The sequence below is a fragment of the Comamonas jiangduensis genome (genome assembly GCF_030162955.1).
GTDB classification, from domain to species: Bacteria; Pseudomonadota; Gammaproteobacteria; order Burkholderiales; family Burkholderiaceae_C; genus Comamonas; species Comamonas jiangduensis.
In genome coordinates this window covers 141,594-167,857 of the sequence record NZ_JARXOV010000002.1, presented here as the reverse complement: position 1 = coordinate 167,857, position 26,264 = coordinate 141,594, and the positions used below count along the sequence as shown (strand labels likewise).

Annotated in this window: 26 protein-coding genes and 1 riboswitch; of the genes, 6 read left to right on the top strand and 20 right to left on the bottom strand. The window is 61.8% G+C overall.

What is annotated here, in order from left to right; all coding sequences use genetic code 11:
• Positions 1 to 15 precede the first annotated feature (15 nt).
• The 3 genes from QEP12_RS02255 to QEP12_RS02245 form a co-directional block, all read right to left on the bottom strand.
• Positions 16 to 1,539 (bottom strand): tripartite tricarboxylate transporter permease, encoded by a 1,524-nt coding sequence (locus QEP12_RS02255; protein WP_284213232.1) that lies wholly within the window; start codon positions 1,537 to 1,539, stop codon positions 16 to 18.
• Positions 1,539 to 2,093, bottom strand: coding sequence for a tripartite tricarboxylate transporter TctB family protein (locus QEP12_RS02250; protein ID WP_284213231.1), 555 nt, complete (start codon positions 2,091 to 2,093; stop codon positions 1,539 to 1,541). The genes QEP12_RS02255 and QEP12_RS02250 overlap by 1 nt, the downstream gene beginning before the upstream one ends.
• Before the next feature lie 107 nt (positions 2,094 to 2,200).
• Positions 2,201 to 3,166, bottom strand: a complete 966-nt coding sequence (locus QEP12_RS02245) for a Bug family tripartite tricarboxylate transporter substrate binding protein (RefSeq protein WP_284213230.1) — start codon at positions 3,164 to 3,166, stop codon at positions 2,201 to 2,203.
• A 174-nt stretch (positions 3,167 to 3,340) separates the two neighbouring features.
• On the opposite strand from QEP12_RS02245, the gene QEP12_RS02240 reads away from it, so the two are divergent.
• The 3 genes from QEP12_RS02240 (at position 3,341) to QEP12_RS02230 (ending at position 7,070) form a co-directional block, all read left to right on the top strand.
• The gene (locus QEP12_RS02240; RefSeq protein ID WP_174863422.1) at positions 3,341 to 4,042 is read left to right on the top strand and encodes a response regulator transcription factor; all 702 of its coding nucleotides are present in this window, start codon (positions 3,341 to 3,343) and stop codon (positions 4,040 to 4,042) included.
• Positions 4,039 to 5,508, top strand: coding sequence for a sensor histidine kinase (locus tag QEP12_RS02235; protein ID WP_174863421.1), 1,470 nt, complete (start codon positions 4,039 to 4,041; stop codon positions 5,506 to 5,508). Before QEP12_RS02240 ends, QEP12_RS02235 begins: the two co-directional genes overlap by 4 nt.
• A gap of 254 nt (positions 5,509 to 5,762) precedes the next feature.
• Positions 5,763 to 7,070: an NAD(P)/FAD-dependent oxidoreductase gene (locus tag QEP12_RS02230; RefSeq protein WP_284213229.1), complete on the top strand. Its 1,308-nt coding sequence runs from the start codon at positions 5,763 to 5,765 to the stop codon at positions 7,068 to 7,070.
• Positions 7,071 to 7,288: 218 nt separating this feature from the next.
• Here QEP12_RS02230 and cobT read toward each other — a convergent pair whose 3' ends face one another.
• From cobT to QEP12_RS02165, 13 genes are all read right to left on the bottom strand, one after another.
• Positions 7,289 to 8,368: a nicotinate-nucleotide--dimethylbenzimidazole phosphoribosyltransferase gene (gene cobT, locus QEP12_RS02225; protein ID WP_174863428.1), complete on the bottom strand. Its 1,080-nt coding sequence runs from the start codon at positions 8,366 to 8,368 to the stop codon at positions 7,289 to 7,291.
• 145 nt (positions 8,369 to 8,513) lie between these two features.
• Entirely contained in the window at positions 8,514 to 9,083 is a 570-nt protein-coding gene (locus tag QEP12_RS02220; RefSeq protein ID WP_284213228.1) for a hypothetical protein, read from the bottom strand.
• A 117-nt stretch (positions 9,084 to 9,200) separates the two neighbouring features.
• Entirely contained in the window at positions 9,201 to 10,652 is a 1,452-nt protein-coding gene (locus tag QEP12_RS02215; RefSeq protein WP_284213227.1) for a cobyric acid synthase, read from the bottom strand.
• 186 nt (positions 10,653 to 10,838) lie between these two features.
• The gene (locus tag QEP12_RS02210; protein ID WP_284213226.1) at positions 10,839 to 11,870 is read right to left on the bottom strand and encodes an aminotransferase class I/II-fold pyridoxal phosphate-dependent enzyme; all 1,032 of its coding nucleotides are present in this window, start codon (positions 11,868 to 11,870) and stop codon (positions 10,839 to 10,841) included.
• Positions 11,860 to 12,945 carry an adenosylcobinamide-phosphate synthase CbiB gene (gene cbiB / locus QEP12_RS02205; protein ID WP_284213225.1) on the bottom strand — a complete coding sequence of 362 codons (1,086 nt, stop codon included), beginning with the start codon at positions 12,943 to 12,945 and terminating at the stop codon, positions 11,860 to 11,862. Before cbiB ends, QEP12_RS02210 begins: the two co-directional genes overlap by 11 nt.
• Complete coding sequence (bluB, locus tag QEP12_RS02200; RefSeq protein WP_284213224.1) at positions 12,942 to 13,682, bottom strand: 5,6-dimethylbenzimidazole synthase; 741 nt, start codon at positions 13,680 to 13,682, stop codon at positions 12,942 to 12,944. The genes cbiB and bluB overlap by 4 nt, the downstream gene beginning before the upstream one ends.
• A 10-nt stretch (positions 13,683 to 13,692) precedes the next feature.
• The gene (cobO, locus tag QEP12_RS02195) at positions 13,693 to 14,262 is read right to left on the bottom strand and encodes a cob(I)yrinic acid a,c-diamide adenosyltransferase (RefSeq protein ID WP_174863418.1); all 570 of its coding nucleotides are present in this window, start codon (positions 14,260 to 14,262) and stop codon (positions 13,693 to 13,695) included.
• A gap of 49 nt (positions 14,263 to 14,311) precedes the next feature.
• Positions 14,312 to 15,136 carry an ABC transporter ATP-binding protein gene (locus tag QEP12_RS02190; RefSeq protein ID WP_246254327.1) on the bottom strand — a complete coding sequence of 275 codons (825 nt, stop codon included), beginning with the start codon at positions 15,134 to 15,136 and terminating at the stop codon, positions 14,312 to 14,314.
• Between the two features lie 2 nt (positions 15,137 to 15,138).
• The gene (locus QEP12_RS02185) at positions 15,139 to 16,167 is read right to left on the bottom strand and encodes a FecCD family ABC transporter permease (protein ID WP_246254326.1); all 1,029 of its coding nucleotides are present in this window, start codon (positions 16,165 to 16,167) and stop codon (positions 15,139 to 15,141) included.
• Positions 16,157 to 17,083, bottom strand: a complete 927-nt coding sequence (locus QEP12_RS02180) for an ABC transporter substrate-binding protein (protein WP_284213223.1) — start codon at positions 17,081 to 17,083, stop codon at positions 16,157 to 16,159. The genes QEP12_RS02185 and QEP12_RS02180 overlap by 11 nt, the downstream gene beginning before the upstream one ends.
• On the bottom strand, positions 17,080 to 17,691 hold the full coding sequence (locus QEP12_RS02175; RefSeq protein ID WP_423119676.1) for a bifunctional adenosylcobinamide kinase/adenosylcobinamide-phosphate guanylyltransferase: 612 nt from the start codon (positions 17,689 to 17,691) through the stop codon (positions 17,080 to 17,082). The genes QEP12_RS02180 and QEP12_RS02175 overlap by 4 nt, the downstream gene beginning before the upstream one ends.
• A 12-nt stretch (positions 17,692 to 17,703) precedes the next feature.
• Positions 17,704 to 19,092: a cobyrinic acid a,c-diamide synthase CobB gene (locus QEP12_RS02170; protein WP_284213222.1), complete on the bottom strand. Its 1,389-nt coding sequence runs from the start codon at positions 19,090 to 19,092 to the stop codon at positions 17,704 to 17,706.
• Position 19,093: 1 nt separating this feature from the next.
• Positions 19,094 to 20,956 carry a TonB-dependent receptor domain-containing protein gene (locus QEP12_RS02165; RefSeq protein ID WP_284213221.1) on the bottom strand — a complete coding sequence of 621 codons (1,863 nt, stop codon included), beginning with the start codon at positions 20,954 to 20,956 and terminating at the stop codon, positions 19,094 to 19,096.
• 65 nt (positions 20,957 to 21,021) lie between these two features.
• A riboswitch (cobalamin riboswitch) is annotated at positions 21,022 to 21,264 on the bottom strand.
• Positions 21,265 to 21,435: 171 nt separating this feature from the next.
• On the opposite strand from QEP12_RS02165, the gene QEP12_RS02160 reads away from it, so the two are divergent.
• Positions 21,436 to 21,648, top strand: a complete 213-nt coding sequence (locus QEP12_RS02160; protein WP_174863412.1) for a DUF904 domain-containing protein — start codon at positions 21,436 to 21,438, stop codon at positions 21,646 to 21,648.
• Positions 21,645 to 22,166, top strand: coding sequence for a cell division protein ZapA (locus QEP12_RS02155; protein WP_174863411.1), 522 nt, complete (start codon positions 21,645 to 21,647; stop codon positions 22,164 to 22,166). Before QEP12_RS02160 ends, QEP12_RS02155 begins: the two co-directional genes overlap by 4 nt.
• 213 nt (positions 22,167 to 22,379) lie before the next feature.
• On the opposite strand, the gene QEP12_RS02150 is transcribed toward QEP12_RS02155, so the two are convergent.
• Both QEP12_RS02150 and hemN read right to left on the bottom strand, forming a co-directional pair.
• On the bottom strand, positions 22,380 to 23,093 hold the full coding sequence (locus QEP12_RS02150) for a sulfite exporter TauE/SafE family protein (RefSeq protein WP_174863410.1): 714 nt from the start codon (positions 23,091 to 23,093) through the stop codon (positions 22,380 to 22,382).
• A gap of 5 nt (positions 23,094 to 23,098) precedes the next feature.
• Positions 23,099 to 24,478 carry an oxygen-independent coproporphyrinogen III oxidase gene (hemN, locus tag QEP12_RS02145; protein ID WP_284213220.1) on the bottom strand — a complete coding sequence of 460 codons (1,380 nt, stop codon included), beginning with the start codon at positions 24,476 to 24,478 and terminating at the stop codon, positions 23,099 to 23,101.
• A gap of 203 nt (positions 24,479 to 24,681) precedes the next feature.
• Between hemN and fnr the strand changes: the two genes are divergently transcribed.
• Positions 24,682 to 25,407, top strand: coding sequence for a fumarate/nitrate reduction transcriptional regulator Fnr (gene fnr / locus QEP12_RS02140; RefSeq protein ID WP_219164300.1), 726 nt, complete (start codon positions 24,682 to 24,684; stop codon positions 25,405 to 25,407).
• Positions 25,408 to 25,505: 98 nt separating this feature from the next.
• Here the strand turns inward: fnr and QEP12_RS02135 are convergent, their stop codons facing one another.
• On the bottom strand, positions 25,506 to 25,697 hold the full coding sequence (locus tag QEP12_RS02135) for a hypothetical protein (RefSeq protein WP_321207387.1): 192 nt from the start codon (positions 25,695 to 25,697) through the stop codon (positions 25,506 to 25,508).
• 238 nt (positions 25,698 to 25,935) lie between these two features.
• On the bottom strand, positions 25,936 to 26,223 hold the full coding sequence (locus QEP12_RS02130) for a FixH family protein (protein ID WP_284213219.1): 288 nt from the start codon (positions 26,221 to 26,223) through the stop codon (positions 25,936 to 25,938).
• Between the last annotated feature and the right edge of the window lie 41 nt (positions 26,224 to 26,264).

Below are 26,264 nucleotides of genomic sequence, written 5' to 3'. Positions count from 1 at the left end.
GCTGCGCACCAGTTGCTAAGCATCCAAAGCGGCATCGCGGTATACAGCCCGCTTTTGCGCCCAGCGCTGCAACACCCGCGGCACGATCAGCACCAGCAGCACGATCACCACCAGCGTGAGCGACATGGGGCGCTGCAGGAAGATCCAGAAGCTGCCCTCGCCGATCGACACGGCGTTGCGCATCTGCGCTTCGGCCAGCGGGCCCAGGATCATGCCGACCACCACGGGGGCCGTGGGGAAGTCGAAGCGGCGCATCAGCACGCCGAGCAAACCGATACCGTACAGCAGGAACAAGTCGAACGTGCTCTGGCGCATGCCATAGGCACCGACGGTGGCGAAAATCAGGATCCCGGCGTACAGCTGGGGGCGGGGAATCTTCAGCAGCTTCACCCACAAACCCACCATGGGCAGGTTCAGCACCAGCAGCATCAGGTTGCCGATGTACAGCGAGGCGATCAGCGCCCACACCAGGGCACCGGCGCTGCTGAACAGCTGGGGCCCGGGGTTGATGCCGTAGTTCTGGAACGCGCCCAGCAGCACGGCCGTGGTGTTGCTGGTGGGAATGCCCAGGGTCAGCAGCGGAATCAGCGCCGCCGTCACCGTGGCGTTGTTGGCCGCTTCGGGGCCGGCCACGCCTTCGATGGCGCCCTTGCCGCCGAACTCGGCCTTGTCCTCGCCCTTGGCCAGCTTCTTCTCGGTGGCGTAGCTCAGGAAAGTCGGGATTTCTGTGCCACCGGCGGGAATGCAGCCAAACGGCGTGCCGATGATGGTGCCGCGCAGCCAGGCCGGCACGGAACGCTTCCAGTCACGGCGCGTCATGTGCACGCGCGTCACCTTATTCTGCGACTGGTCGACCTTGCCTTCGTACAGGGCCGCGTACAGCACCTCGGCCACGGCGAACAGGCCCACGGCCACCAGCACGATGTCCACGCCGTCCATCAGTTCCATCTTGCCACCGGTGTAGCGGGCCGAACCGGTGATCTGGTCCATGCCCACGCAGCCCAGGGCCAGGCCAATGAACAGGGCCGTCATGCCGCGCAGGCTGCTTTGCCCCAGCACCGCGCTCACGGTGGTGAAGGCCAGCACCATCAGCATGAAGTACTCGGGCGGGCCCAGCTTCACTGCAAAGTCCGCCACGGTGGGCGCGAACAGCGTCACCACCACAGTGGCCACCGTGCCCGCCACGAAGGAGCCGATGGCCGCCGTGGCCAGCGCCGCGCCGGCGCGGCCGTTTTTGGCCATCTTGTTGCCCTCCATGGCCGTGACCATGCTGGCGGTTTCCCCCGGCGTGTTCAGCAGAATGGAGGTGGTCGAGCCGCCGTACATGGCACCGTAGTAGATGCCCGAGAAGAAGATCATGGAGGCGGTGATTTCCACCTTGGCCGTGATTGGCAGCAGCATGGCCACAGCCACGGCGGGGCCGATGCCCGGCAGCACGCCCACGGCCGTGCCCAGGGCGCAGCCCAGCAGCGCCCACAGCAGATTGATCGGAGTGGCCGCCGTGGCAAAGCCTTGCATCAGTGCGTCGAACATGTCCATCACAGCCACCCTGTTTGCGTCAGACCTGGCAGGTTGATGGCCAGGAACTGTGTGAATGCCCAGAACACCGGGGCCGCAATCGTGAAGCCCACCAACACGTCCTTGAGCAGGGCCTTGCCGCTCAGGGTGCCCGTCTGGCCCTGGGCCCGGCGCAGGCCTTGCACGGCCAGGGTGAAGCACAGCGTGCAGCTGATGATGAAGCCCAGGTGCTCGATCAGTCCGGCATTGAGCAGCAGGCCCGCCGAGACCCAGACGAAGGGGCCGACATCGGCCTTGGCACTGCCGCCGGGCTCACCCGCCTTGCGGTAGCCGCCCGTAGTGGCTTCCCAGACCAGCCAGACGCCGCACAGGGCCAGCACCACGGCACACAACCAGGGCAGAAAACTGGGGCCCACGCCGCCATAACCGGCGTCGCCGGTAATCTGGCTGGCACCAACGCCCATGCCCACGGCGACCAGCACCACCCCAGCGCCCACGGCAGCTTGCCAGCGCGCAGGCGGAATCGAACTGTGCCAGGCCTGCTCGGCGGGCACAGGGTTCAAGCTCTCAGACATGCAGAGCTCCTTTATGAGAGAAAAAAGGCTCTAGCGCTTGTGCAGCAAGCGCTTTTAGCTATCAAGTTCAGCAGCGCGGTGGGTGCACCGTGCTGCTGCACCGCGCGTTACACCATGCCGGCGCGGGCCATGGTGTCTTGCAGGCTTTCAAATTCCTTATCGACAAAGCTGGCGAAGGCATCGCCGGCCAGCCATGCGGGTGTCCAGTCGTTCTTCTTCAGCGCTTCTTGCCAGGCTGCGCTCTTGGTGGCCTTTTCCAGCTTGGCAATCAGCTCGTCGCGCTGCTGCTTGCTGATGCCGGGCGCGCCGTACACACCGCGCCAGTTGCCAATTTCCACGTCAATACCCTGCTCTTTCAGCGTGGGCACATTCAGCGACGCCAAGCGTTCGCCGGAGGTGACGCCCACGGGCTTCATCTTGCCGCTGGCGATGTACTCGGCAAACTCGCTGTAGCCGCTGCCGCCAATGGTGACGTTGCCGCCCAAAATGGCCGAGATCGCCTCACCGCCCCCACGGAAAGCCACGTAGTTGATCTTGGCAGGGTCCACGCCCACGGCCTTGGCAATCATCGCGGCCGCGATGTGCTCGGTTGAGCCGCGCGAGCCACCGCCCCACTTCACGCTGCCGGGGTCTTTCTTGAGCTGTGCGATCACTTCGCCCATGTTCTTGAACGGCGAATTGGCGGGCAGCACGAACACGTTGTATTCGCTGGTCAAGCGCGCCAGGGGCGTCACCTGCTTGAGGGTCACCGGGGGCTTGCCGGTGATGATGCCGCCCAGCATGACCGCGCCCATCACCATCAGCGCGTTCGGATCGTTCTTGCTACCGTTCACAAACTGCGCCAGGCCGATGGCACCGGCCGCGCCGCCCTTGTTGTCATAGGTGACGGACGAAGCCACGCCCGCATCCTGCAGCGCCTTGCCCAGGGCACGGCCCGTGGTGTCCCAGCCGCCACCGGGGTTGGCGGGCAGCATCATCTTCATGGCCGCCGCTTGCTGGGCCCAGCTGGCCGTGGGTGCCAGGCCTGCGGCAGCCAAAGCTGCCATGCTCTTCAAAAAGGTATCGCGTCGCATTGTTTTGTCTCCTGTCGATGGTTTCATCTCGGATGGATGCTGCAGAGACTCCGGCCCTGCGAGCCCAGCGCGATGATGAAGGTTTTGCCTGTCAAACAGCTGTCCCGCCATCACCGTGAAAACCCGCACCCGTCCTCACTCACAAGCCTACGGCGCAGTGCTAACGTCACCGCCATGCACATTCTTTTGGTCGAAGACGATCCCGCCATGCAAACCAGCTTGCAGCGCGCTTTAGCGCGCCGTGGCATCCATGTCAGCCTGTGTGCTGATGGCCTGCAGGCGATTGCCCAGTGGCAAGCCCTGCAGCCCGATGTCATGGTGCTGGACCTGAGCTTGCCCGGGCGTGACGGCCTGGAGGTACTTGCCGCACTGCGTGCGCTGCACGCCACCACGCCCGTACTCATCCTGACTGCCCGCAGCACCGTGGGCGACCGGGTACTGGGCCTGAATGCTGGTGCAGATGATTACCTGGCCAAGCCTTTTGATCTGGACGAGCTGGAAGCGCGCCTGCGTGCGCTGGAGCGGCGTGCCCATGGCGGCGGCAACCAGGCCCACCAGCCAGCCCATCACACCAGCTTTGGCACGCTGCGGCTGGATGCTGCCAGCGGCGCCATCTACCACCTGGGGCTGCCCATGGATTTCACGCCCAGGGAGCGCGCCCTCATGCAGGCACTGCTGGCACGGCCCGGGCAAGCGATTGCCAAGGAGCGCCTGTACGACCTGGTGTTTCCCGGTGAGGTGGATGTGAAGTACGAAGCCATTGAAGTGGTGGTCTACCGCCTGCGCAAAAAACTCTCTGGCACGGGCATGGATCTGGTCACGCTGCGCGGACTGGGCTATTTGCTCAAACCCACCGCAGCGGGTGCCGCGGCATGAGCACCCCTTCCCGCAAGCCCATCTGGTCTTTGCGCAGCCAGTTGCTGGTGGGCATTTTGCTGCCAGTGATTGCCTGCATCGCGCTGAACATGCTGTGGTCCTACCGCGCCTCGCTGCAGGCGCTGCACACCGCGTATGACCGCACGCTGCTGGCATCGGCCAAGACCATCGGCGAGCAGCTGGACGTGGACGGCTACGACGAGCACGCCCGCATCCACGCCCTGGTGCCGTATTCGGCGCTGGAGGCCTTCGAGGCCGACACCCACACGCGCTTGTACTACCGCGTGTCCAGCCTGGATGGGCAGCTGATCTCCGGCTTTGACGACCTGCCCTTTTGGCGCGGCACCATCCCGGCCCAGCCCCCCTACGCGGCGCTGGTGGACTTCTACGACAGCACCTACCGCGATCAGCCGGTGCGCATTGCCGTGCTGCTGCAGCCCGTGGCCAGCGCCACGGGGCGCAGCATGGCCGTCATCCAGGTGGCCGAAACCCTGCAGCTGCGCCACAACCTGGCCTTGAACCTGCTGACCGAGACCCTGTGGCAAAACGCCGTACTGCTGGGCCTGCTGGTGCTGACCATCATGATCGTCGTGCAGCGCGTCACGCGCGCCGTGCGCGAGGTGGGCCACGCCATCGGCCAGCGGCCGCACCATGACTTCCAGCCCCTGCAGCGCAACGCCGTGCCGCGCGAGCTGCAGCCCTGGATCGACGGCATGAACCGTGCGATTGAGCGGCTGCGCGATCTGCTCAGCCACCAAAAACGCTTTGTGCGCGATGCCTCGCACCAGTTGCGCACGCCGCTGGCGGTACTGAAGGTGCAGGTGCAGTCGGCCCGCCAGGGCGATATGCCTGCGGCCACGGCCTTGCAAGAAATTGAAGCCACGGTAGACCGCGCCACGCAGCTGGCCAACCAGATGCTGTCGCTGGCCAAGGTGGAGCAGTTGCGCCAGCAGCCGCAAACCGGCCAGCTGACCGCCTGGGATGCCATCGTGCGCGAGGTGGCGCTGGACCTGGCACCTTTGATTGCCGACAAATTGCTGGATTTTGAGCTGCAAGCCGACACCGCCATACCGCTGTGCGCCCACGAATGGATGCTGCGTGAGCTGGTGCGCAACCTGCTGCACAACGCCATCCGCCACGCCCCCATCGGCAGCGCCCTGCTGGTCACGCTGACCCTGCAGGCCGATAGACAGCACGCCTGCCTGCACATCATCGACCAGGGCCCGGGCCTGTCCGAAGAGTTGCTGCAGCGCCTGTACCAGCCTTTTTCAGCAGGCAGCGCCAGCACAGGCTCTGGCTTGGGGCTGGCCATTTGCCTGGAGATTGTGCAGGCCTTGCACGGCAGCCTGGATCTGCACAACCGCTACCAAGGGCCGCACATCATTGGCTTGCAAGCGGCGGCTTGCCTGCCGGTTGCTGCAGTCCAGTCGACCCCTGCGCAGCCCCCTGGCACTGCTGCCTTATAGCCATTTTCAAAAAATGGTTACAACGGGGTTTCTGCGCACGCCTGAGGGGGGCCGCGCCATCACTGCGCCGCACAGCTGGCGTTGGCGCTATGCATTGAGAAGCACTCTGCTGTAAGACATAAATTCCAAGAAAAACCAAGCCCATCCTACGCAAAGCGCTATCAAAAAATTAAGCAGAATGCCTGCCTCTCAAGGCATGCTGCATGCATGCACACAGCCTCCATAACATTCGATAGCACAGGCAGGAAACAGCAATGGGTTTAGCGCAGCAAAAAAACGCCGCACGGGTGGTGATCGTCGGCGGCGGGGTCGCGGGGCTGGAAATAGCCACCGCTTTGGGCAAACAGCGCCTGCCACACAGCGCCTCAGTGACCTTGGTCGACGCCGATTCCGCCCATGTCTGGAAGCCCATGCTGCATACGATTGCCGCTGGCACACGCGATCTGGCACAGCAGCAAACCACCTATCTGGCACAGGCCACCGATGCCCACTTTGCCTTCCAGCCCGGTGCCATGTCGGGGCTGGACAGAGAACGCCAGGAAATCATTCTGAACCCCATCATCACCGACGACGGGCGCGAGCTGGTGCCCGCGCGCCGCATTCGCTACGACAAGCTCATCATCGCCATTGGCAGCGGTGCCAACGACTTTGGCACGCCCGGTGTGCTGGAGCACTGCTACATGATTGATTCGCGCCGCAAGGCCGATGACTTCAACCAGGAAATTCGCCTGCGCATGCTGCGCAGCATGACCGATGGCAAAACGCTGCAAGTGGCCATTGTGGGCGGCGGCGCAACAGGCGTGGAGCTGGCGGCCGAGCTGGTGCAATTGTCCGAAAGCGCCGAAGCCTACGGCGCCCTGGGCAAGGCCGCCAAATTTCAGATCGTACTGATTGAGAGCGGCCCGCGCATTCTGGCCAGCTTCCCCGAAGAAATTTCTGCCGCCACCCAAAAACGCTTGGCCGCGCTGGGCGTGACGGTGCTGCTCAACCGCAAGGTGCAGGCGGCACAAGCCGATGGCTTGGTGCTGGATGGCGAAGAACTGATACCCGCAGGGCTGAGTGTGTGGGCCGCCGGGGTGAAAGCACCGGCATTTCTATCGACGCTGGGCCTGCCCACCACAAGGGGCCACCAGCTCATCGTCAACGATGACTTGCAAACCGCAGACCCCAACATCTACGCCGTGGGCGACTGTGCCAGCTACACCCTGCCCGGTGAAAGTACGCCACTGCCGCCCACCGCCCAGGTGGCCCACCAGCAAGCGCGCTATGTGATTGAGCTGCTGCCCAAAGTGCTGGACAGCACCCACGCCTATGCGGGCAAAGGCTTTGCCTACCGCGACTTTGGCGCGCTGGTGTCGCTGGCCAACTACGACGCCTACGGCTCGCTGGGTAAATTTGGACTGTTCAACGGCGGCCTGATCAAAGGGCGCATGGCCATGCTCAGCCACATCTGGCTGTACCGCTCCCACCAAGCACGGCTGTACGGCTTTTGGCGCGGCGGCCTGTTGTGGCTGGTGGACTTGATCAACTCCCGCCTGCGCCCCTGCATCCGACTGGATTGATACCACCATAAAAAAGAGAGCTGTCAGCGCTTTCTTTGACTGGATTTACGACTAAAAACACCGTAAAAACCAGCAAATACCAACGCTAACAGCTCTCTTTTTTAGTAGTTCAACGCGATCAACCCTGAGGTTTGCCAACTTCGCAGGCTTTGACTTTGCGCGCTCAATGCTCTGTGCAACTGAGCGTATGGGTGTATGGCGTATGGGCGTTGGGCCTTTTAAACGCTCTTGGTCGCCACGCCCGCCGCGCCAAAACTGGCCATCTCGCGCAAGATGGCGCAGGCGGCAGGCAGCAGCGGCCATGCCGTAGCAGCGCCGGAGCCTTCCCCCAGACGCAGTTGCCAATCCAGCAAGGCCTTGGCATGCAGCGCTTGCAGCATCAAAGCGTGCCCCGGCTCGCCGGAGCTGTGGGCATACACACAGCGCTGCAGCACCGCTGGCTGCAAGCGGCTGGCCACCAGCACGGCTGCGGTGGTGATAAAACCATCCACCACCACCACGCGGCGCTCGGCCGCAGCCTGCAGCACCGCGCCAACCATGGTGGCCACTTCCAAGCCGCCCATGGCAGCCAGCACCTCCAAGGGGTCGCTCACCTGGGCATGCCGTGACAGCACTTGCTGCAGCACAGCAATCTTGCGCTGCACGCCTTCGGCACTCAGGCCCGTGCCCATGCCGGTAACCTGCTCAATCGGCACACCACACAGTTTGGTCAGCAGCAAGGATGCGGTCGAGGTATTGCCAATGCCCATCTCCCCCAGCAGCAGCGCATTGCCCGGCAGCTTTTTGACCAGCTCTACGCCATTGCGAATCGCCAGCGCGCACTCCTGCTGCGTCATGGCCGGGCCTTGGCTGCAGTCTTGTGTGCCATAGGCCACTTTGCGGCGCCACAAACGGGGCTGTCCAGACTTGGGCAGCTTGTCTTCAGGGTCTTGCTCACGCACCGCAAAATCACGCGCCACGCCGCAGTCCACCACATTCAGCGCAATGCCATGTTGGCGCGCCAGCACGCTCACTGCAGCGCCACCGGCCATGAAGTTCTCCACCATCTGCCACGTGACATCCACGGGGTAGGCCGAGACCCCGAGCGCCGCCAGCCCGTGGTCGGCGGCAAATACCACCATTTGCGGCTGCTGCAGCACAGGGGCATCCGTGCCCAAGATGCAGGCAATGCGGTGCGCCAGCTGCTCCAGCATGCCCAGCGAGCCCACGGGTTTGGTCTTGTCGTCCAGCAAGGCCTGCACATGGGCAGCCAATGCAGCGTCTTCGATAGCAACAACTTCAGGAATCACAGGCAACATATCCACCTTCTCACAATCAACAAGGGCGCTACAGCGCTTGGCAGCAAGTATGCGCCCTGTGCCTGCCCTGGGTGGATGAACTTTCTCAACTCAGCAGTAAAAAACCCGGCCTGGGCCGGGTTTCAAAGTGCGCTGCAGGGCGTGTTTACTTGCCCATGGGCTCTACAGGCGGCATGGGCGGGTGCATCATGTTGTGGTGGGTCTGCGGCATGACCGCAGGCGCGGCTGGGGTTGCTGGTGATGCAGGCGCGGGCACCTGGTAGGTTTGTGTGTACTCGCGCAGTACACCACCGCCTTGCACACTGCCGGAGATTTGCGGCTGGCGCACGCGCTCCACGCAGGTCTGGCGATCCAGATCGGTTTTGAAAATCTCACAGCGGCGCAGCGCATTGCGCTCAAACTCGTTGGGCTGGCCTGCTCCGGGGTTGTGCGGGCCTGCACCGCGGCTGCGTTCGCCGGCTACTGCCGCTGCTTCGTGGTGCTGCGGGGTGGCATATTTGCCGTGGCCTGCTGGGTGATGCCCCTTGTGCTTGGGCATGACTTTGGGGTGGTCTTTGGGGCGGTGCTTGGGCATTTCCCCGGCAGGATAGGACTTCATGGCAGGCGCTGGCTCGGGCATGGGTGCGGGCTGGGTTTGTGCATGCGCAAGCGCACCGACAGACAGGGCCACAGCACACAAGGTCACGCGCAAGGAAGCGGTCAAAGGCAGTTTCATCAAAGTGTTCTCCTGAGATAACTGAGTGATGCCCCATCATGCGCGCCCTGCCTGCAGACAGGTATCGGTTCAGCCCAATAAGGCTTGCAGTCTCAGGCCTACAGCCCTAGCAATCACTTACATTTTGACGGTAAACCAGCGCTCTACGCCCTGCGCCATGCGGGCAAACACATCGTCCAGCGACGGGGTTTTTGCACCCCACAGCGCCTGCACCACGGCAGCGTTCTCAAACAGGCCATGCCAGTACGTGCCCCACACATTGCCTTGGGCGCTTTGCCACACCATGCCGGGCACGGGTTCATCGGCACACTGGGTTTGGCCAGCTTCCATGTCAGAACGCAACTGGGTCTGGCCATGGTGGATTTCATACACCTGCAGATCCACCCCTTGCAGCGCCGCCCATGCACCGCGCAATGCCGGCAGGTGCGCAGACACTCGGCGCACGGTCTTTTCACGCTCAAACAGTGTGACCAGAGGCAGCAGGCCCAGGCCGGCTTCGTTGCCATCCACGCCGTGCAGGTCAATCAAGGCTTCGCCCAGCATTTGCAGCCCCCCACAAATACCCAGCACGCGCTTACCCACCTTGGCATGGGCGGCTACGGCAGCATCCAGCCCCTGGTGGCGCATCCATTGCAAGTCAGACGCCGTGGCTTTGGAGCCCGGCAAAATCACCCAGTCCGCCCCGGCAATCTGTGCTGGCGAACGCGCCCATACCACGCGCACGCCGGGCACCTGCAACAGGGGCTGAAACTCATCCAGATTGCTGATGCGCGGATAGGCCACGATGGCAATCGTGGTGTGCACCGCCTGCCCTGCACCGGTGCTGCCCCGGTCATCAAACACGCCATCTTCTTCGGGCAGGCCATGGTCAAACTGCATCGGAATGCAAGCCACCGTGGGCACGCCGGTTTTGGCCTCCAGCATCGCAGGCGCCGGGGCCAGCAGCGCTGCATCGCCCCGGAACTTGTTGAGCACAAAACCCTGGATGAGGGCTTGCTCATCTTCGGGCAGCAGCGCCCAGGTGCCATACAGGTGGGCAAACGCCCCGCCCCGGTCAATGTCCGAGACCAGCAGGCAGTGCGCTTGGCAGTGCTTGGCCACGCGCATGTTCACCACGTCGCTGCCGTGCAGGTTGATCTCGGCGGGAGAGCCCGCGCCCTCAATCACCACCACATCGTTTTCGGCACGCAGCGCATCCAGTGCCTGCGCAATCTGCGGCCACACCTTCAAACTGCGCCCACGCCACGGCAGGGCACTGAGTTCTGCATTCGCCTGCCCCATCAGCACGACCTGGCTGCGCGTGTCCGCCTCGGGTTTGAGCAGCAGCGGGTTCATGCGCACATCAGGCACGGCACCTGCCGCCAGGGCTTGCAGGTATTGGGCTGTGCCGATCTCGCCCCACTGCCCATCGGGCGTGGCAACCACGCGCGCGTTGTTACTCATGTTTTGCGCTTTGAAAGGCGCCACTTTCAAGCCCTGGCTGCGGTAGTAGGCGCACAGCGCCGTGGCCACCCAGCTTTTGCCTGCGCCACTGCTGGTGCCTAGCACCATGATGCAACGTGCTGTCATGTCTTGGTTGTCAGGTTGAGCGGGCAGCGCTGTACCACCCGCAATCTTGGGGCCATCAGCATACGCCGGCCCAGCGCGCTGCTACGCGAGATGGGCGCACAGCGCTGCCTCAGGGAGTTGGTGGGCATGGCCGCCATCATGAAAGAAAGGTGAGCATCTTGCGCCCAGTGTGTGGGGCATGCAAGGTCATGGCATGCTGCGCCAGGCATGCTCCAGCGCGGCCTGTGAGGCCGGCGGTAGCACGCCCAAGCGCACATGGCCGGGTAGCCCAAAGCTTGCGCAGTCACGCAGTTTGATGCCCTGGGCACGCCAAGTTGCCAAACACGCCGCCATGTCGCCCACCGGCAGCCGCGCCACAAAGTAGTTGGCCTGATGGCCGGGCACCACCTGCCAGCCCAGCCGCGCGCACAGCGCCAACTGCTGGGCCTTCCAGTCACGCAACTGCTGCAGGCTGTGCGCCAGCCACTGCTGCACCTGCGGCGTCACCCACGCCTGCAGCATGGCCACACCGTGTGCGCCCACTACCCAGGAGGGCGCCAGCCAGCGCAGCGCCTGCAGTGCTTGGGCCGAGGCATGCACCGGCGCAATCGCGTAAGCCGCGCGCACACCGGTCATGCCCAGCGCTTTGTTCGGCGTCCACAACTGCCACAGGGCATCGCTGTCGCGCTGCGGCGCAGTGCCTTCCAGCCACAGCGGGCGGTAAGCGCAGTCCAGCACATGCCAAGCAGGCTCGCCACCCCGTGGCGCAGCGCTGTGCGGCCAGTCACCCCACATGGTTTCTGGCACCCCCAAGGGGCTGGATGGCTCACAAGCCCAGTGCAAGTGCGCTGGCGCTGCTGCTTCACCCTGCGCACTGCCACGTGGGTGTGCTTGCAGCCCCCATACCTGGGCGGCCTGCAGATAGTCGCCATAGTGGTGCTGAGGCAGCGTGATGGCCGTGGCACCGTGGCGCACGGCATGCTGGGTCAGGCGGTGTATCAGTTCACTGCTGCTGCCGCCGATCACGATGCGTTCCGGCGCCACGCCGTGAAAAGCCGCCAGTTGCGCACATACATCGGTGTAGTGCGGGTCAGGGTATTGCGCGCTGTGCGCCGCTTGCAGCGCCTGCACGGCTGCTGGGCATGGCCCGCAGGCATTGCGGTTGGTGGAAAAGTCATGCGCGGGCACGCCCAGCGCGTCGGTGCCGCCATGCACCATCAGGGTGTTTTCAGACAGCATCACCCACCCATGGCCACAGAATAATCGCCATAAAAACAATAGCTAGCAACGTAAGCAAAACCTGCACCCCAACCACTTTGGAGGCCAAACCCACTGCACGCTGCACATCGGTGGCCTGCGGGGCACGCCCTTGCGGGTTGAGCTGGTACACGCCGGGTTTCGACAGGCGCACCCCCAGCGCCTGCGCCATGGCCCCCATGGGCCAGCCGCCGTTGGGCGAAGGCGTCACCGCCACATCGCGCCGCAGCGCAGGCCAGGAGATGCCGCGTGCCACCAGCGCCAGCAACGCTGCCGTAATGCGCGCTGGCAGCCAGCTGAGCACATCATCTGCGCGCGCGGCCCATTTGCCAGCCCACTGCCAGTGGCGGCGTTGCGTGCCCTGCCCGCGCCAGCCGGGGTAGCCCCACATGGCGTCGGCCGTGTTGGCCAGGCGGTACAGCGCCGCACCGGGCAGCCCAAGCACGGCAAACCAGAACAGCGGGGCGATGACGGAATCGCTCAAATTCTCGGCCAGGGTTTCAATCGCGCTTTCACGCACGGTGGCGGCATCGAGTTGCGTGGTGTCGCGGCTGACCAGCCAGCTCAAGCGCTCGCGCCCTGCGGGCAGCGACTGCTGCAAGGCAGCTTCCACCGCCAGCACCTCGTCTTGGAGCATGCGCCACGACAGCAACGGCTTGAGCAACACCCCCACCACCAAGCCCTGCCACCACCATTGCGTGGGCGGCAGCAGCCACTGGCACAGGGCATAAATCACAAAAAAGAGAGCTGCCAGCGCACACCAGGCAAGCATTCCGTAGACAAATGCCTTGTAATCCCTGGTTTTCTCAACGCTGGGCGCTATGCATTGACCGATGCGACCCAGCAACTTGCCCATCAGCACCACAGGGTGCAGCCATACGGGCGGCTCGCCCCACAGGCGATCGAGCAGCAAGGCCACCAGCACCGCCAGGGCGGCGGCCATGATTTGCTGCGCCCAGAACAGGTGCGCAGCGCCCTCTGCGCCCCACCATTGGTACAGCCACGCCAGCGGGCTCAGTGCCACGGCCAGCACGGCCGTCAAATCGATACCGTTCATGGGCGCGGCGCGGCTTCAGGGTTCGTCGCCGCAGGCTGGCCCCAGCGCTCGTCAAACAGCATCTCTTGCAGCGGCGCACGGGTGGCCCATTTTTCTTGCTGCAGCATGGGCTCGGCGTAGTAGGCCTGCACCGGCCCCAGGCACACCACGGCCAAGGGGTAGCTGCCTTGCGGCATTTGCAGCAACTGCGCCAGCGCCACGGGGTCGTAAATGGACACCCAGCCCATGCCCAGCCCTTCGGCACGTGCGGCAAGCCACAGGTTCTGGATGGCGCAGGCGGCCGAGGCCACGTCCATCTCTGGCATGGTGCGGCGGCCAAACACATGGGCTTCGCGCCCCGGCGGCAGCGCCACAATCAGCACCTCGGCCGCATCCAGCACGCCTTGCACCTTGAGCTGCATGAAATCGTCCTGGCGCACGCCCAGCGCCTGCGCCGTCAGCACACGCTCTTGCTCGACCAGCGCATGAATGCCTTCGCGCATGCCGCGCGAGCGTATGCGAATAAAACGCCACGGCTGCATGAACCCCACGCTGGGCGCGTGGTGTGCCGCACGCAGCAGGCGCAGCAAGACGTCATCCCCCACCGTGCCGGGCGCAAAGTGGCGCATATCGCGCCGCTCATGAATGGCGCGGTACACCGCAGCGCGTTCCTCGTCGGAAAACGGCGTGGCCGCCACCGTCTGGTAGTGCTGCAGATCGTGGGGCGCGGGGTGGCTGGGGTCGTGGGCTTGGCTCATGCCTGCATTCTCAGTCTTCAATGCCGCGCTGTGCAGGAATGCCTGCTTTGAAGGCATGCTTGATCATCTGCATCTCTGTCACCGTGTCCGCCACGTCGATGATTTCCTGCGGGCAGCGGCGGCCCGTCAGGCACACATGCATTTCTTTGGGGCGCGCTTTCAAGGTGTCGAGCACGTCTTGCAGCGGCAGCCAGCCGTAAATCAGCGGATAGGTCACCTCATCGAGCACCACCAGAAAGTACTCGCCCGACAGGATGGCCGCCTTGGCCTTTTCCCAGCCATCGCGCGCCAGCTGGGCGGAGTGGTCCAGGTCTTTACTCTTCCAGCTAAAGCCGTCGCCCAGCCCTTCCACGGGCAGGCCCACTTGCTCGGCCAGGCGGTGTTCACCAAAACGCGCGGTCGGCACTTTCATGAACTGGAACACCTTGACCGCTTTGCCACGCCCTGTGGCGCGAAACGCCAGGCCAAAGGCTGCCGTGCTTTTGCCCTTGCCATCGCCGGTGTTGACAATGACCAGCCCGCGGCGCTCGCCCTCGGGTTTTTCATAAGGTTTTTCAGAAGGTGGTGTTTCAATTTGCATAGCTGTTAGCGCTTACCCAACAAGGGCTAGCGGCCGTTTATGTTCAAAATTAAGCAGACTTGGCAGCGGTGGGCAAGGCCATCCACATGCCCTCAATCTGGCGAATGCGGATGCGGTGCTCAAACACCGCCTCCAGTGCAGCGTGGGTGTCGCCAGCGTGCGTGGCGCCCTGGTGCAGCACCTGCCCGGCTTGCATCACCACCATGTGGTCGGACTGCAGGGCAATGCCCAGCTCGTGCAACACGCTGACCACGGTATGACCTGAAGCCACCAGACCCTGCACGGTCTCCATCCAGGCGCTTTGGTGCGGCGGGTCAAGGTTGGCCAGCGGCTCATCCATCAGCAGCACCTGCGCCTGCACCGCCAAGGCACGCGCCAGCAGCACGCGCTGGCGCTCTCCGCCCGACAGCTCACCCAAAGGGCGGTGGCGCCAGTCCCACGCCTGCGTGGTGCGCAGGCATTGCTCCACCACCGCATGGTCATGCGCACTGGGTGGCGCCAGCCACGCCTGGTGCGGCATGCGCCCCAGCATGACCACGTCGTAGCTGCACAGCTCTTGCGAAACCGCTTCGTTCTGCCCCAGCCACGACAAGGCCCGAGCGCGGGCTTTCACCGGCCAGTCGGCCAGCGGCTGGCCCAGCAGGTGCACCTGCCCACTCCAGCTTTTGCGCGGCTGCAAACCCGCCAGCGCGCGCAGCAAGGTCGATTTGCCCGCGCCATTGGGGCCAACAATCGCGGTCCACTGCCGGGCGGGCAGTTGTACGTCCACACCGTGCAGCAAACACTGCTTGCCCGCATGCACGCGCACATCGTGCGCTTGCAGGGCCACGGCTGCATGCGCTGGCAGAGCTTGGGGGGGTTGTTGCATGCCCATGGTCAACCCCTTATCTGCCGCGCGGCGTGGCCACGGTGCATCAGCCACAGCAAATAGCTGCCGCCCAGCAAGGCCGTCAGCACGCCCACGGGCAGCTCTTCGGGGGCCATCACCCAGCGCGCCAAAATGTCGGCCGCCAGCAGCACCACGCCACCCATCAAGCTGCTCAGCAGTGTGCTGCGCGCATGGCCTACGCTGACTATGCTGCGCACCAAATGCGGCGCAGCCAGCCCCACAAAGGCAATCAATCCCGTCTGTGCCACGGCAGTGCCGGTGGCCAGTGCCATCACGGCAATCAAACCTGCGCGCATGGGCGCCAAGGGCAGCCCCAGGCTGGCGGCAGTGGATTCACCCAGGGTCAGCCCATCAAGCACGCGCGACAGCCCCCACGCGCACAGCGCGCACAGCGCCCAGGCGCCCAGCATCAACGCACACGAAGCCCAGCCGATGAAGGCCGTGCTGCCCAGTCCAAAGGCCTTCATCGGCTGCAAGATGTCGGGGTAGCGCAGCTCCAGCATGTCGCGCACCGCACCCAGCACCACGCCCACAACCACGCCCGCCAGCAGCAGGCGCAAGCTGTTTTGCACGCCCTGGGCCAGCATCAGCGTCAGCAACACGGCCGCAGCCGCACCGGCAAAGGCCATGCCTGTCATGCCCAGTCGCTGCAGCCATTCCATGCCCATGGCGGCTGTGCCGCTGAACACCATGGCCGCGGCCCCACCCAGCGCAGCCCCCGAGGCGCTGCCCAGCAAGTACGGATCTGCCAGCGGGTTGCGAAACAGCCCCTGCGCCACGGCACCGGCCAGCCCCAGCAAGGCACCGGCTAGCCACGCGCCCAGGGTGCGAGGCAAGCGGATGTCCCAGACAATTTGCTGCGCCACCGGATCGCTGTGCATGCGCAACACGCTCTCCCACCCGGTACTGCCCACACTGGCGCCCAGCAGCAGCAAACCACCGCTCGCGGCCAGCAGCAGCACCGCCAACCAACGGCTGCGCACCAGCGCTTGGGACAAATTGGCTTCAACCCGCACGGCGTGGCGCTTTCTCTGCCAGACAACGGGCAATGATGCGGGCCGCCTCATCCATGCGCGGGCCCGGGCGCACAATCACGCCCGACTCGCGCGCATCAAAGGCACACACCCGCTGGTGCTTGACAGCATCCAGCGTGTACCAGCCCGGATAGGTGTGCGCCACCTGCATGCTGTGGTTGCCCATCAAAATCACATCGGGGCGGGCACGCAAAATAAATTCTGGGTTCAGGCGTGGAAACGGCCCCATCTCATTGGGCACCACATTGCCCATCTGCATGCGCGTGAGCAACTCGCCGATGAACGATGAAGGCCCCGCCACAAATGGCCCACGGCTGACTTCAAAGTACACCTTGGCGCCGTGCACCCCCGCAGGCAGCGATTGCGCGGCGGCATTGATGCCCGCTTGCATGCGGCGCCATTCGCGCTCTGCCCCCTGCTCGGGTGGCAAACCCAGCAGCAAGCCAATGCTGTGCAGCACACGGTACACATCGGCTTGCGTGCGTGGTTCCAGCGCCACGGTGCGCAAGCCCAGGGCTTCTAGCCGATCCACCACGCGCGCAGCGTTGGACAGCAGCACCACGTCAGGCTTGAGCGCCACGATGGCTTCCACATTCGGATCCAGCCCGCCACCGAGCACCGGCAAGGTCGTCAGCAGGCTTTCAGGCCAGTTGGAATAGCGATCCACCCCGACTAATTTGTCGCATGCGCCCATAACGCAGACTGTTTCGGTCAGCGAAGGCAGCAGGCTCACGATGCGCTGGGGCTGCTGCGCTCTGGCAATCACACGCCCTCTTTCGTCTTTCAGGGCATTGGCAGGCACACCTGCTGGGGCACCCGCTGCATGGGCCACCCCCACCAGTGCAAGTGCTCCCACGCAGATCACTGCGCGCAGGCTACGGCGTAACAAAGCATTCATTTCAGTTGCAACGGCAAACCTGCCGCCATCAAAGTAGCGCGGCTGCACACACGTGCCACGTCTTGGTTCAAAGTGCCCAGTGCGTCCACAAAAGCGCGCACCTCGCGCCCCAGCGGAATGACACCCAGGCCGATCTCATTGCCCACCACCACCACCGGCCCGGGGCACTGCGGTAAAACTTCTAAAAACAAAGCACGTTGCGCTTGCCAGTCAAGGGCTAGAGCCTGATTTGGCTGATCTTCTGAAGCCGCCTGCTCGACGCTTTGCATCGGCATCATCCAGTTGGTCAGCCACAAAGTCAGGCAATCGACCACGACCAAGGTCTGCGCCTTGCTGTGCGCCTGCAAGGCTTGGCCCAGGTGCAGCGGCGCTTCCACAGTCTGCATGCCTGGCACGCGCAGCGCACGGTCGGCCTGGTGACGCGCAATGCGCGCTTGCATCTCCGCATCCCATGCCTGGCCCGTGGCGAGGTACACCGCATAGCGGCCTGCGCCCGCATCCACCCAATCGCGGGCAGCCTGCTCGGCACGGCGGGTTTTGCCACTTTTTTGGCCGCCCAAAATCAATTCTTGCCAGGGCTGCATGGCATGGGGGTTCATCAGATTCATAAGCGCCGCAAATTATGCCGTTGCAGCCACATCGGCCCATTGCACTGCCTCTGCGCCCAGCAAGGCGGCAATCGCGCGGGGGTGCGATGGAAACCAGGCGTGGAAATAGCTGGCGCAGATGCTGCCGTGCTGGTATACGGCTTCACCCTTGTCCGCCTGTACGCTTTGCCCTGCACGGCTGGTGCGCGCCACCTCGGCAGCAGCGCTGTCAAAACGCGAGTAGTGAAAGGTATGGCCGCGCAGTTGGCCGCCGTGCAGCACACATTCCTGCATGCCCAGCCCTGCCAAACGCGGCTGCATAGACGCAGTGCCCGGCAAAATGCCCCACATGGGCAAAGCCTCGCCTTGCGCCGTGTGAATGCTGTGCCCCAAGGCCAGCATGCCGCCACACTCCGCCCACACGGCCTTGCCCGCTTGCACATGCGCCTGCAGGTCAGCCTGCAAGCCTGTGTTGGCAGCCAGCTTGTGGGCATGCAGCTCAGGATAACCACCGGGCAACCACACGGCATCACATGCGGGCAAGCGCTCTGCGGCCAACGGAGAGAAAAACACCAGCTTCGCCCCCATGGCCTGCAAACAATCCAGGTTGGCCGGGTAGATAAAACTGAATGCGGCATCACTGGCTACAGCGACGGTGCGACCTTGCAGCCAAGGCTCAATCTGCGGCGTGGGCGCACTGGCATCCAGCGCAAACTCCACCGACCAGCGTTGCCAGTCTTCCCACGGCATTTGGCCCAATGGGGTATCCGCCAGCGCATCGGCTGCCGCATTCAGGCGCGCCATGGCATCGGGCAGCTCATGCGCCGCCACCAGGCCCAAGTGGCGCTCTGGCAGCAGTTGCGCGTCTTTGCCCTCGCCCATACGTTGCAATGCGCCCAGCCACACCGCAGGATCGCGCAAACTGGCTTGCAACATCTGTGCATGCATGCTGCTGCCCACCCGGTTGGCCAGCACGCCCGCCCACGGCACATTCGGCTGGTACTGCTGCATGCCCAGCACCACCGCACCAAAGCTGCCAGCCATGGCCGAAGCATCCATGACCAGCAACACCGGAATGCCCAGCTGGGCTGCCAGGTCGGCGGCTGTGGGGCTGCCATCAAACAAGCCCATCACACCTTCGATCAAGATCACATCGGCCTGCGCTGCCGCCGCATGCAGGCGTGCACGCACCTCGGGCATGCCGACCATCCAGCCATCCAGGTTGTGCACCGTGGCACCACTGGCCAGTTGGTGCCAGTAAGGGTCCAGATAATCAGGCCCGCACTTGAACACCCGCACACGCCGGCCTTGGCGCGTATGCCAGCGGGCCAGCGCTGCTGTCACCGTGGTTTTGCCCTGCCCCGAAGCCGGGGCCGCAATCAGCACAGCCACACAGGTGTGCACATCAGGGGGTGTCGTCATGTTACTGAGGTTCCCATTTCAAACCGACATAGAAAGCACGCCCTGCCACACCGTAGGTATCGGCCAGTTGGTAGTGCTTGTCCGCCAGATTGTCCACGCGTGCCAGCAGGGTCAGATCGCGCCCCAGACTACGGCTGGCATACAGGTTCCACAAGGTGTAGCCGCCCAGAGTCTTGCGGTTGGCCGCATCATCAAAGCGCTGGCTGTAAGCCTGCATCTGCGCCCCCAGATTCCAGCCTGCCAGCATGGTGTCCGCAGCCAGCACTGCATGGCGCTTGGCACGGCGTGCCAGCTGCTTGTCCAGGGTTTCATTGCGCGGATTCTGGAAATCCAGCGAACCACTCCAGCGCACCATACCGAGCTTGTAAGCACCAGCCAAAGTGATGCCTTCATACACAGCTGCCTGTACATTTTCATAGCAGCCACCCTTATTCGCACAGGCCCCCTTCCCCTCAACATACGTAATCAGGTTGCGCACACGGTTGCGGTAGGCAGTAGCCGAGAACTGCTGGCTGCCTTGCGCCCAGCGCACGCCGATCTCGGCATTACTGCTGTCCTGTGGGCGCAATCTGGCATCGCCATAGGCACTAAAGCGCTGGTACAGCGTGGGCACACGAAACGCTGTGCTGGTCGACGCATGTACACGCCACTGCGGTGTCAACGCATACGCATACGCAGCACTGCCTGTGGTCTTGCCATCAAATTCACTATCGACATCGTGGCGCGCGCTCAGCTGCAGTGTGTGCGCTCCCGACTGCATGCCCCAGCCCAGCGCCAGCGCATTCTGATGGCGCTGCCGCTGCTGTGGCGTGATGGAGGCATTCGTCAACTGATCCTCACGCCGCTCCAGTGTCGCGCTCCATCGGTGGATGCCTGCCTGCCACTCGTTCTGCCACAGATAATTGCGCAGCAGGGTTTTGGTCTGATAGGGCGAAGGCTGCGTCTCATACTCTTGGCGCGACTCCCCCAGCGACAGCTTGGTGCGATAGTGCGCACTCCACTGCGCGCTCCAGCTCAGGCCTGCGGCATTCAAAGAATTGATCGCACGATCATCCGCCTTGGAAGTGTCATACCCCACATTCGACGTGCTGTGCAGCAACGTGCCTTCCAGGCGATGGTCTGCATTCAACTGCAGCCCCACACGGGCACGTGCCGACTTACGCCGGTAGCCATCATCATCCGGATTGTCCTGGGGTCGGGTACGGGCACTGAATCCATCCGCCTCGGCGTACGACACACCCAGCGCGTAATCCACCACACCGTTTCCACCGCTGAGGCTCGCCGCACCGTTGCGGGTGCCGTAGCTGCCCGCCCCCACGCTGACCGAAGGGCGTGCAGGCCCCTCGCCCTTGCGGGTCAGGATCTGAATCACGCCACCAATCGCATCCGAGCCATACACCGCACCGGCTGGACCACGCAGCACCTCCACACGCTCAATAGCCTCCAGGGGCATGGCCTCCCACGGAGCACCACCAGAGCCGCTTTGCATATCCACCCGAATCCCGTCGATATACACCGCCGTAAATTCATTGCTGGCACCACGCAGGTACACGCTAGTGGTCGAGCCAGGGCCACCGTTACGCACCATCTCAACCCCTGGCAGACGCGAGAGCACATCCTCCAAGGCTGCGGCACCACTCAGATCCAGCGTCTCACGATCCACAATCGAGACATCTGCCAACGTATCCGACAACGGCTGTGATGACCGTGTTGCAGCCACCACAGTCTCCTCCATCACGACACCCGTGGCAGCGGATGACTGCGCGTAAGCACCCGCAGAATAAGCGCAGCACACCGCCAGCATGATGGAAGAATAAGCGCATGCAGGCGCGCAGGAACGGGCCTGTAAAGTATTGGAACGCATAGAACAAAATGCAAAATCACCCGCGCCAGCCTCCCCGCCAGCAATGGGTACAACGCACCTGACAGACAGATGCACCAATGTTGGCCGGTATCCGGGCTGGTTCCTCAACACCATCGCCTTCCCAAATGCTTGTTCAAGGCACTCAGTGGCTTATGAGATGGTGTGTGCGTTACGTGCTAACGCCAAGAACTCACCGTTGCGGGGGCAGCGCAGGCTAGGAAGTGCTGAAGGCCAGCATCTCCACCCTGCTTCTCGTTGAACTGCAACCTGTGAACCAAGTTGCGGGCACCAACATATAGGCGCTGATTCTAATCACCCAAAACACATCTCAAACAGTAGTGCCCCTCACGCCACGAATACTCTACTGACTTCTAAGCTGAGTCATTGACAGCTTGAAACAAGCTTTTGTGACCATAACCCGTGATCTGCCATAAATTTGCAATTCTCTCTGAGGGCGCGCCCTACAATTGCGAGCATCCATGACGACGACATCCATTCTTGACCCCGTTGCTGAGCGCGTCGAGCTGCTGCTAGCCAAGTACGAGGCTTTGGTGCAGACCAACCGCCTGCTTACCGAAGAAATTGAGGCTGTGCGCAAAGAGCGTGACTCCTTGCAATCTCGCCTCAAAGCAGCGCGCGCGCGCGTGGATGACTTGATCGAACGATTACCAGCCAACCGGGAGGCGTCTTGAGCCAGCTAGACACGCAAATCCTGCACCAACACTACGTGCTCTCCTGCCCAGATGGGCGAGAAGCACAGCTGTTAGAAGCTGTTGAGCGCGTGGATCAGCAATTTCAGCAGATGCTCGACACCACCAAGCTGCGCTCTAGAGAGCGTGTGGGTGTTTTGCTGGCTGTGAATTTGGCTTTTGAAAATTTGGAGCTCCGTCAACAACTCCAAGCCTTGCAGCAACAGTTAGCGCAACTGCAAGGCACCACGGATACAGCCCAAGCGGATGCTCAAGCAGAGCGCCTGCAAAACCTCGAGGCCCAACTGCATCAAGAGCATGCAGCCGCCCGCCAGCTCACCCTGCGCCTGGATGAAGCGCTAGCTCTGCACGAAAAACCCACAGCACCAACCAGCGCAGAAGCTGCCTTGCAAGACCTTGCTGCCCCACCCGAGGCAAAAGAAGTCGCCGAGAGCTTGGTCACCCATTTAGACAACGCGAGTGAAGTGGACTTGCCTTTCGCAGTCCCTGAAAACCAGTAAAATCAGAACCGTCTGCAATCCGCCGGGCTTTATATTGCCTTGAACCAATGCTCATTGAGCACGGGCTTGATACATTGCCTAGCAAGCGTGATCGTCTCGCGTCAGACGAACCCAACGCTAGGTTGCTCTCGCCCACCTGAACCCCCGGTTCAGGTTGAGGGCTCGGCGGTTTTGCAGACACCTTCTCGGCGCATCTGCCACATTCCCAAAAAATTAACGGCACCACACTGATGGCTTGTAGATCAAGTCCATCCACAGTGCCCATAGTGACGCCGCCACCAACATCAGGCCTGCTGCGCGTGTACCCCAGTCTGCACGCCAGCGCCCCACTCTGCCACTGAGCCAGCGCCAAGCCAGAGGTGCTCCTGCCAGCCACAATGCCCCACCGACGGCAAATGCCACCATGCTGACAGCACCCGCCCAGACAGCACCGCTTAAGGCGGCCACCAAGATAGCGGAATACAGCAGCCCACAAGGCATGAACGCCCAAGACATACCTGCAAAAAGCGCTCCACCGCGCATCGAAAGTACGGGCTGCACCTTCTGCCACATAGCCCGGCCAGCGCGCTCCAGCCAAGCTGGCTGCTGGCCTTGGAATAGCATCAACAGCCCCCAAGCCAAAATCGCCAAGTGCATCACCACCCACACCGGGTGCAAGGCAGAAGTTTGATCAGAAAACCATGCTACCTGCTCCATGGCAAAAGCAGAAATGGCTCCTAAGACACCGTAGCCAGCCAGACGGCCCATATGGAATTGAAGCGCACTCCAGTTCCATACCGTGGTGTGCCGCGACAACTTGCCGTGCATTTGCACCGCCGTGCCATGGCCTTGAATGACGGCATGACAAGGGGCTGCACACATGGCAAGACAATGGGGCCCCCCCACGAGCCCCATAAAGAAAGCGGTCCAAAGCAAAGAAAAAGTCATAGGGATCAGATGATCCGCGAGAACCTGGCTCTGTTGCGGTCTGCTTGCAAATAACGGTCAAAGACCAAGGCTACGCCGCGCACAAAGAACCAGCCCTTGGCAGTCACCGTGAGGCAGTCGTCCGTAATTTCTACCAAACCTTCGTCTTGCTGCGCAGCCAAAGCTTCGATTTCAGCAGCAAAGTACTGCTTGAAATCAATCAGCCAAGCGCTGTTGATAGATTCAAAAAACAGCTCGCCCTGGCACATGATCGTCATGATGACGGCACGGCGAATCGTATCGTCGCGGGTCAACGCGAGCCCACGGACAACAGGCAGCCGCCCTTGATCCAGAAGGTCGTAATACTCTTCCAGCGTCTTGGCATTTTGGCTGTAGGTTGCACCCACGCGACCAATCGCGGAAACGCCCAAGGCGATCAAATCGCAGTCTGGCTGCGTGCTATAGCCTTGGAAATTACGGTGCAAGCGACCTTGGCGTTTCGCAATCGCCAATGCGTCTTCCGGCAACGCAAAGTGATCCATTCCCACATAAACGTAGCCAGCTTCAATAAAGCTTTCTATGGCAGAAGACAACATACCCACCTTGTCGGGGGCTGATGGCAAGTCTGCTTGCAAGATACGGCGCTGTGGCTTGAAGCGCTCTGGCAAGTGCGCATAGGCATACAGCGCAATACGATCTGGGCGCAACTCTGTCACCTGTTTGAGCGTGCGAGCAAACGATTCGGGATTTTGCTTGGGCAAGCCGTAAATCAAATCCACATTCACCGACTGAAAGCCCAGTTCGCGCGAAGCAGCCACCAAATCAAACACCTGCTCCGCAGGCTGCTCACGGTGCACCGCTTTTTGCACTTCCGGATCAAAGTCTTGCACCCCAAAGCTCAAGCGGTTAAAGCCTATTTCTTTGAGCACTGCCAGGCGTTCACGCGTCACTGTGCGTGGATCAACTTCGATCGAGTACTCACCCGCCGCCTCAAACACAAACCGCTCACGCAGCATGCGCCACAGGTTACGCAGCTCATCGTCTGTCAAGAAAGTGGGCGTGCCGCCTCCCACGTGGAACTGGCTCACAACCTGCCCACGACCACAGTGCTGCAGATGCAAATCAATTTCGCGCTCCAAATAGCGCATGTATGTCACAGCACGTTCATGGTGCTTAGTGATGATCTTGTTGCACGCGCAGTAGTAACACAGGGAGTCACAAAATGGAATGTGCACATAGAGCGACATCGGCTGGTTTACAGCAGCTGCAACTTTGCGCTGCTTCAACGCCAAGATATAGTCACTATCACCAAACGCCTCCACAAACCTATCCGCAGTGGGATAAGAGGTGTAGCGCGGGCCTGGCACGTCATAACGACGCAAGAGTTCGGGGGTGACGACGGTCATGAATGAATCTTTTCCTTGATGACCATACTTTGCAACAATCGGCCACGTTTATCCTTGACGTGAATCAAGAGGTTGATGTACAAGGAATGTCACAATTTGAGCGACATCATTCCTTACTCCTTCGAGCTATCCCATAGTCTCTTATCTGATTTTTTAACTGCACAAGTCATCTTCTTACACAAGACTCTTGGGCTTTCGAGTACATGACTCCTCCAACCATCAAAGTTACCTGCTCCAACTGCAATTTGCGTGAACTCTGCATGCCCATGGGCCTGAATGAGCAACAGTTGCAGCGCATCGATGACATTGTGGCTACCCGCCGCAAAGTCAAACGCGGAGCAACACTGTTTCGCAACGGAGAAGCATTCACATCGCTGTACGCCATTCGCACGGGCTTTTTCAAAACCTGCGTGGCCACAGAGGATGGTCGCGACCAAGTGACTGGCTTCCAGATGGCTGGTGAAATCATTGGCCTGGACGGCATCGTCAATGACCACCACACCTGTGATGCCGTAGCACTGGAAGATGCCGAAGTCTGCGTCATGCCTTTTGACGGATTGGAAGAAATTTCGCGTGAAGTGACGGCCTTGCAAAGCCATGTGCACAAGGTCATGAGTCGCGAGATTGTGCGTGAACACAGCGTCATGCTACTGCTGGGCAGCATGCGTGCCGAAGAGCGCTTGGCTGCTTTTATTCTGAACTTGGTACAACGCCTGCATGCACGCGGTTTCTCCTCGTCTGAACTGGTGCTACGTATGACACGCGAAGAAATTGGCAGCTACCTGGGCCTGAAGCTTGAAACAGTCAGCCGCACCTTCTCCAAATTTGTGGAAGAAGGCATGGTTGAGGTGAAACAGCGCCACGTGCGCATTTTGGACACTGCTGCACTGCAGCGCTTGGTCAACAGCCAGCACGAGTGCAACAAGTAAGCGCTCTGGCTTTCCCATAAAAAAACCTCCCAAGCCTACGCTGGGAGGTTTTTTTATGGGCGGTTTTTTATGCCGCGACTGCCACAACACTATCTTCGTTACATGCTAGGCTGGGCGTTCACTTCTGAAGCAGAAATAGACAGCAAAACCGTCAAATATCCAGCAACCACAAAAACCACCCAAAAAGCAAAAAAGGCCAGGGTATAAATCGCCGTGCGAGATAGCTCAATCCCTTGCCCCAGCCACAACATATCGTGCGGGTCGAATGCGGCAAACACCAGCATTTCCATCACACCAGCTGCCAAAAAAGCGGGCCAAACAATCCACATTAAACGTCGTGTCCACATGTGCACTCCTTTGCGTGAATCATGTGGACATTGTGAGCACCATTCCCAACCAGGCTGCGTGGGACAAACGCTAAATAAAAATAATAGCTGCCAGCGCAATATTCACAATGACTTGTGCATTAAAAGCACTTGAAGTCAGCATATTTAAAGCGCAGGCAGCTACTTTTTTTAAAATAAACCGTTATTTAGGTGCCAGATTGGGCAAATCAGCATCGGGGGTTGTCACATGGTTACGCGCAGCACCCGCTGGCGCCAAGCTCTTTTCGATGTGGCGCAGTTCCTGGTTGATATTCAGGCCCTTTTGGTAGTAATCGTTGTCCACAACGGGATCCGCGCCATTCATGGCAATCATGGCCGTCGCAATACCTGCCACGACCACCACGGCAGGCCCTGCGAACACCAACCATACGTGGCCATATTTCCACCAAGGACCTGATGGCACTTCCAGCTTTTTTGCTACCTGAGACATAACCCACTCTCTTTCCATCAAACGCAGTGTGCAAGCACTCA

Excerpts from the sequence above, each read along its gene's own strand:
- QEP12_RS02190 (WP_246254327.1), bottom strand. The coding sequence starts at position 15,136 with ATGGGCATGCAACAACCCCCCCAAGCTCTGCCAGCGCATGCAGCCGTG.
- fnr (WP_219164300.1), top strand. The coding sequence starts at position 24,682 with ATGACTCCTCCAACCATCAAAGTTACCTGCTCCAACTGCAATTTGCGT.
- QEP12_RS02170 (WP_284213222.1), bottom strand. The coding sequence starts at position 19,092 with ATGACGACACCCCCTGATGTGCACACCTGTGTGGCTGTGCTGATTGCG.
- QEP12_RS02245 (WP_284213230.1), bottom strand. The coding sequence starts at position 3,166 with ATGCGACGCGATACCTTTTTGAAGAGCATGGCAGCTTTGGCTGCCGCA.
- QEP12_RS02160 (WP_174863412.1), top strand. The coding sequence starts at position 21,436 with ATGACGACGACATCCATTCTTGACCCCGTTGCTGAGCGCGTCGAGCTG.
- QEP12_RS02210 (WP_284213226.1), bottom strand. The coding sequence starts at position 11,870 with ATGCTGTCTGAAAACACCCTGATGGTGCATGGCGGCACCGACGCGCTG.
- QEP12_RS02230 (WP_284213229.1), top strand. The coding sequence starts at position 5,763 with ATGGGTTTAGCGCAGCAAAAAAACGCCGCACGGGTGGTGATCGTCGGC.
- QEP12_RS02180 (WP_284213223.1), bottom strand. The coding sequence starts at position 17,083 with ATGAATGCTTTGTTACGCCGTAGCCTGCGCGCAGTGATCTGCGTGGGA.
- cbiB (WP_284213225.1), bottom strand. The coding sequence starts at position 12,945 with ATGAACGGTATCGATTTGACGGCCGTGCTGGCCGTGGCACTGAGCCCG.
- bluB (WP_284213224.1), bottom strand. The coding sequence starts at position 13,682 with ATGAGCCAAGCCCACGACCCCAGCCACCCCGCGCCCCACGATCTGCAG.
- QEP12_RS02150 (WP_174863410.1), bottom strand. The coding sequence starts at position 23,093 with ATGACTTTTTCTTTGCTTTGGACCGCTTTCTTTATGGGGCTCGTGGGG.
- cobT (WP_174863428.1), bottom strand. The coding sequence starts at position 8,368 with ATGTTGCCTGTGATTCCTGAAGTTGTTGCTATCGAAGACGCTGCATTG.
- QEP12_RS02220 (WP_284213228.1), bottom strand. The coding sequence starts at position 9,083 with ATGAAACTGCCTTTGACCGCTTCCTTGCGCGTGACCTTGTGTGCTGTG.
- QEP12_RS02235 (WP_174863421.1), top strand. The coding sequence starts at position 4,039 with ATGAGCACCCCTTCCCGCAAGCCCATCTGGTCTTTGCGCAGCCAGTTG.
- QEP12_RS02135 (WP_321207387.1), bottom strand. The coding sequence starts at position 25,697 with ATGGAAATGCTGGTGTTTGCCGCATTCGACCCGCACGATATGTTGTGG.
- hemN (WP_284213220.1), bottom strand. The coding sequence starts at position 24,478 with ATGACCGTCGTCACCCCCGAACTCTTGCGTCGTTATGACGTGCCAGGC.
- QEP12_RS02215 (WP_284213227.1), bottom strand. The coding sequence starts at position 10,652 with ATGACAGCACGTTGCATCATGGTGCTAGGCACCAGCAGTGGCGCAGGC.
- cobO (WP_174863418.1), bottom strand. The coding sequence starts at position 14,262 with ATGCAAATTGAAACACCACCTTCTGAAAAACCTTATGAAAAACCCGAG.
- QEP12_RS02130 (WP_284213219.1), bottom strand. The coding sequence starts at position 26,223 with ATGTCTCAGGTAGCAAAAAAGCTGGAAGTGCCATCAGGTCCTTGGTGG.
- QEP12_RS02165 (WP_284213221.1), bottom strand. The coding sequence starts at position 20,956 with ATGCGTTCCAATACTTTACAGGCCCGTTCCTGCGCGCCTGCATGCGCT.
- QEP12_RS02240 (WP_174863422.1), top strand. The coding sequence starts at position 3,341 with ATGCACATTCTTTTGGTCGAAGACGATCCCGCCATGCAAACCAGCTTG.
- QEP12_RS02250 (WP_284213231.1), bottom strand. The coding sequence starts at position 2,093 with ATGTCTGAGAGCTTGAACCCTGTGCCCGCCGAGCAGGCCTGGCACAGT.
- QEP12_RS02175 (WP_423119676.1), bottom strand. The coding sequence starts at position 17,691 with ATGAATCTGATGAACCCCCATGCCATGCAGCCCTGGCAAGAATTGATT.
- QEP12_RS02255 (WP_284213232.1), bottom strand. The coding sequence starts at position 1,539 with ATGGACATGTTCGACGCACTGATGCAAGGCTTTGCCACGGCGGCCACT.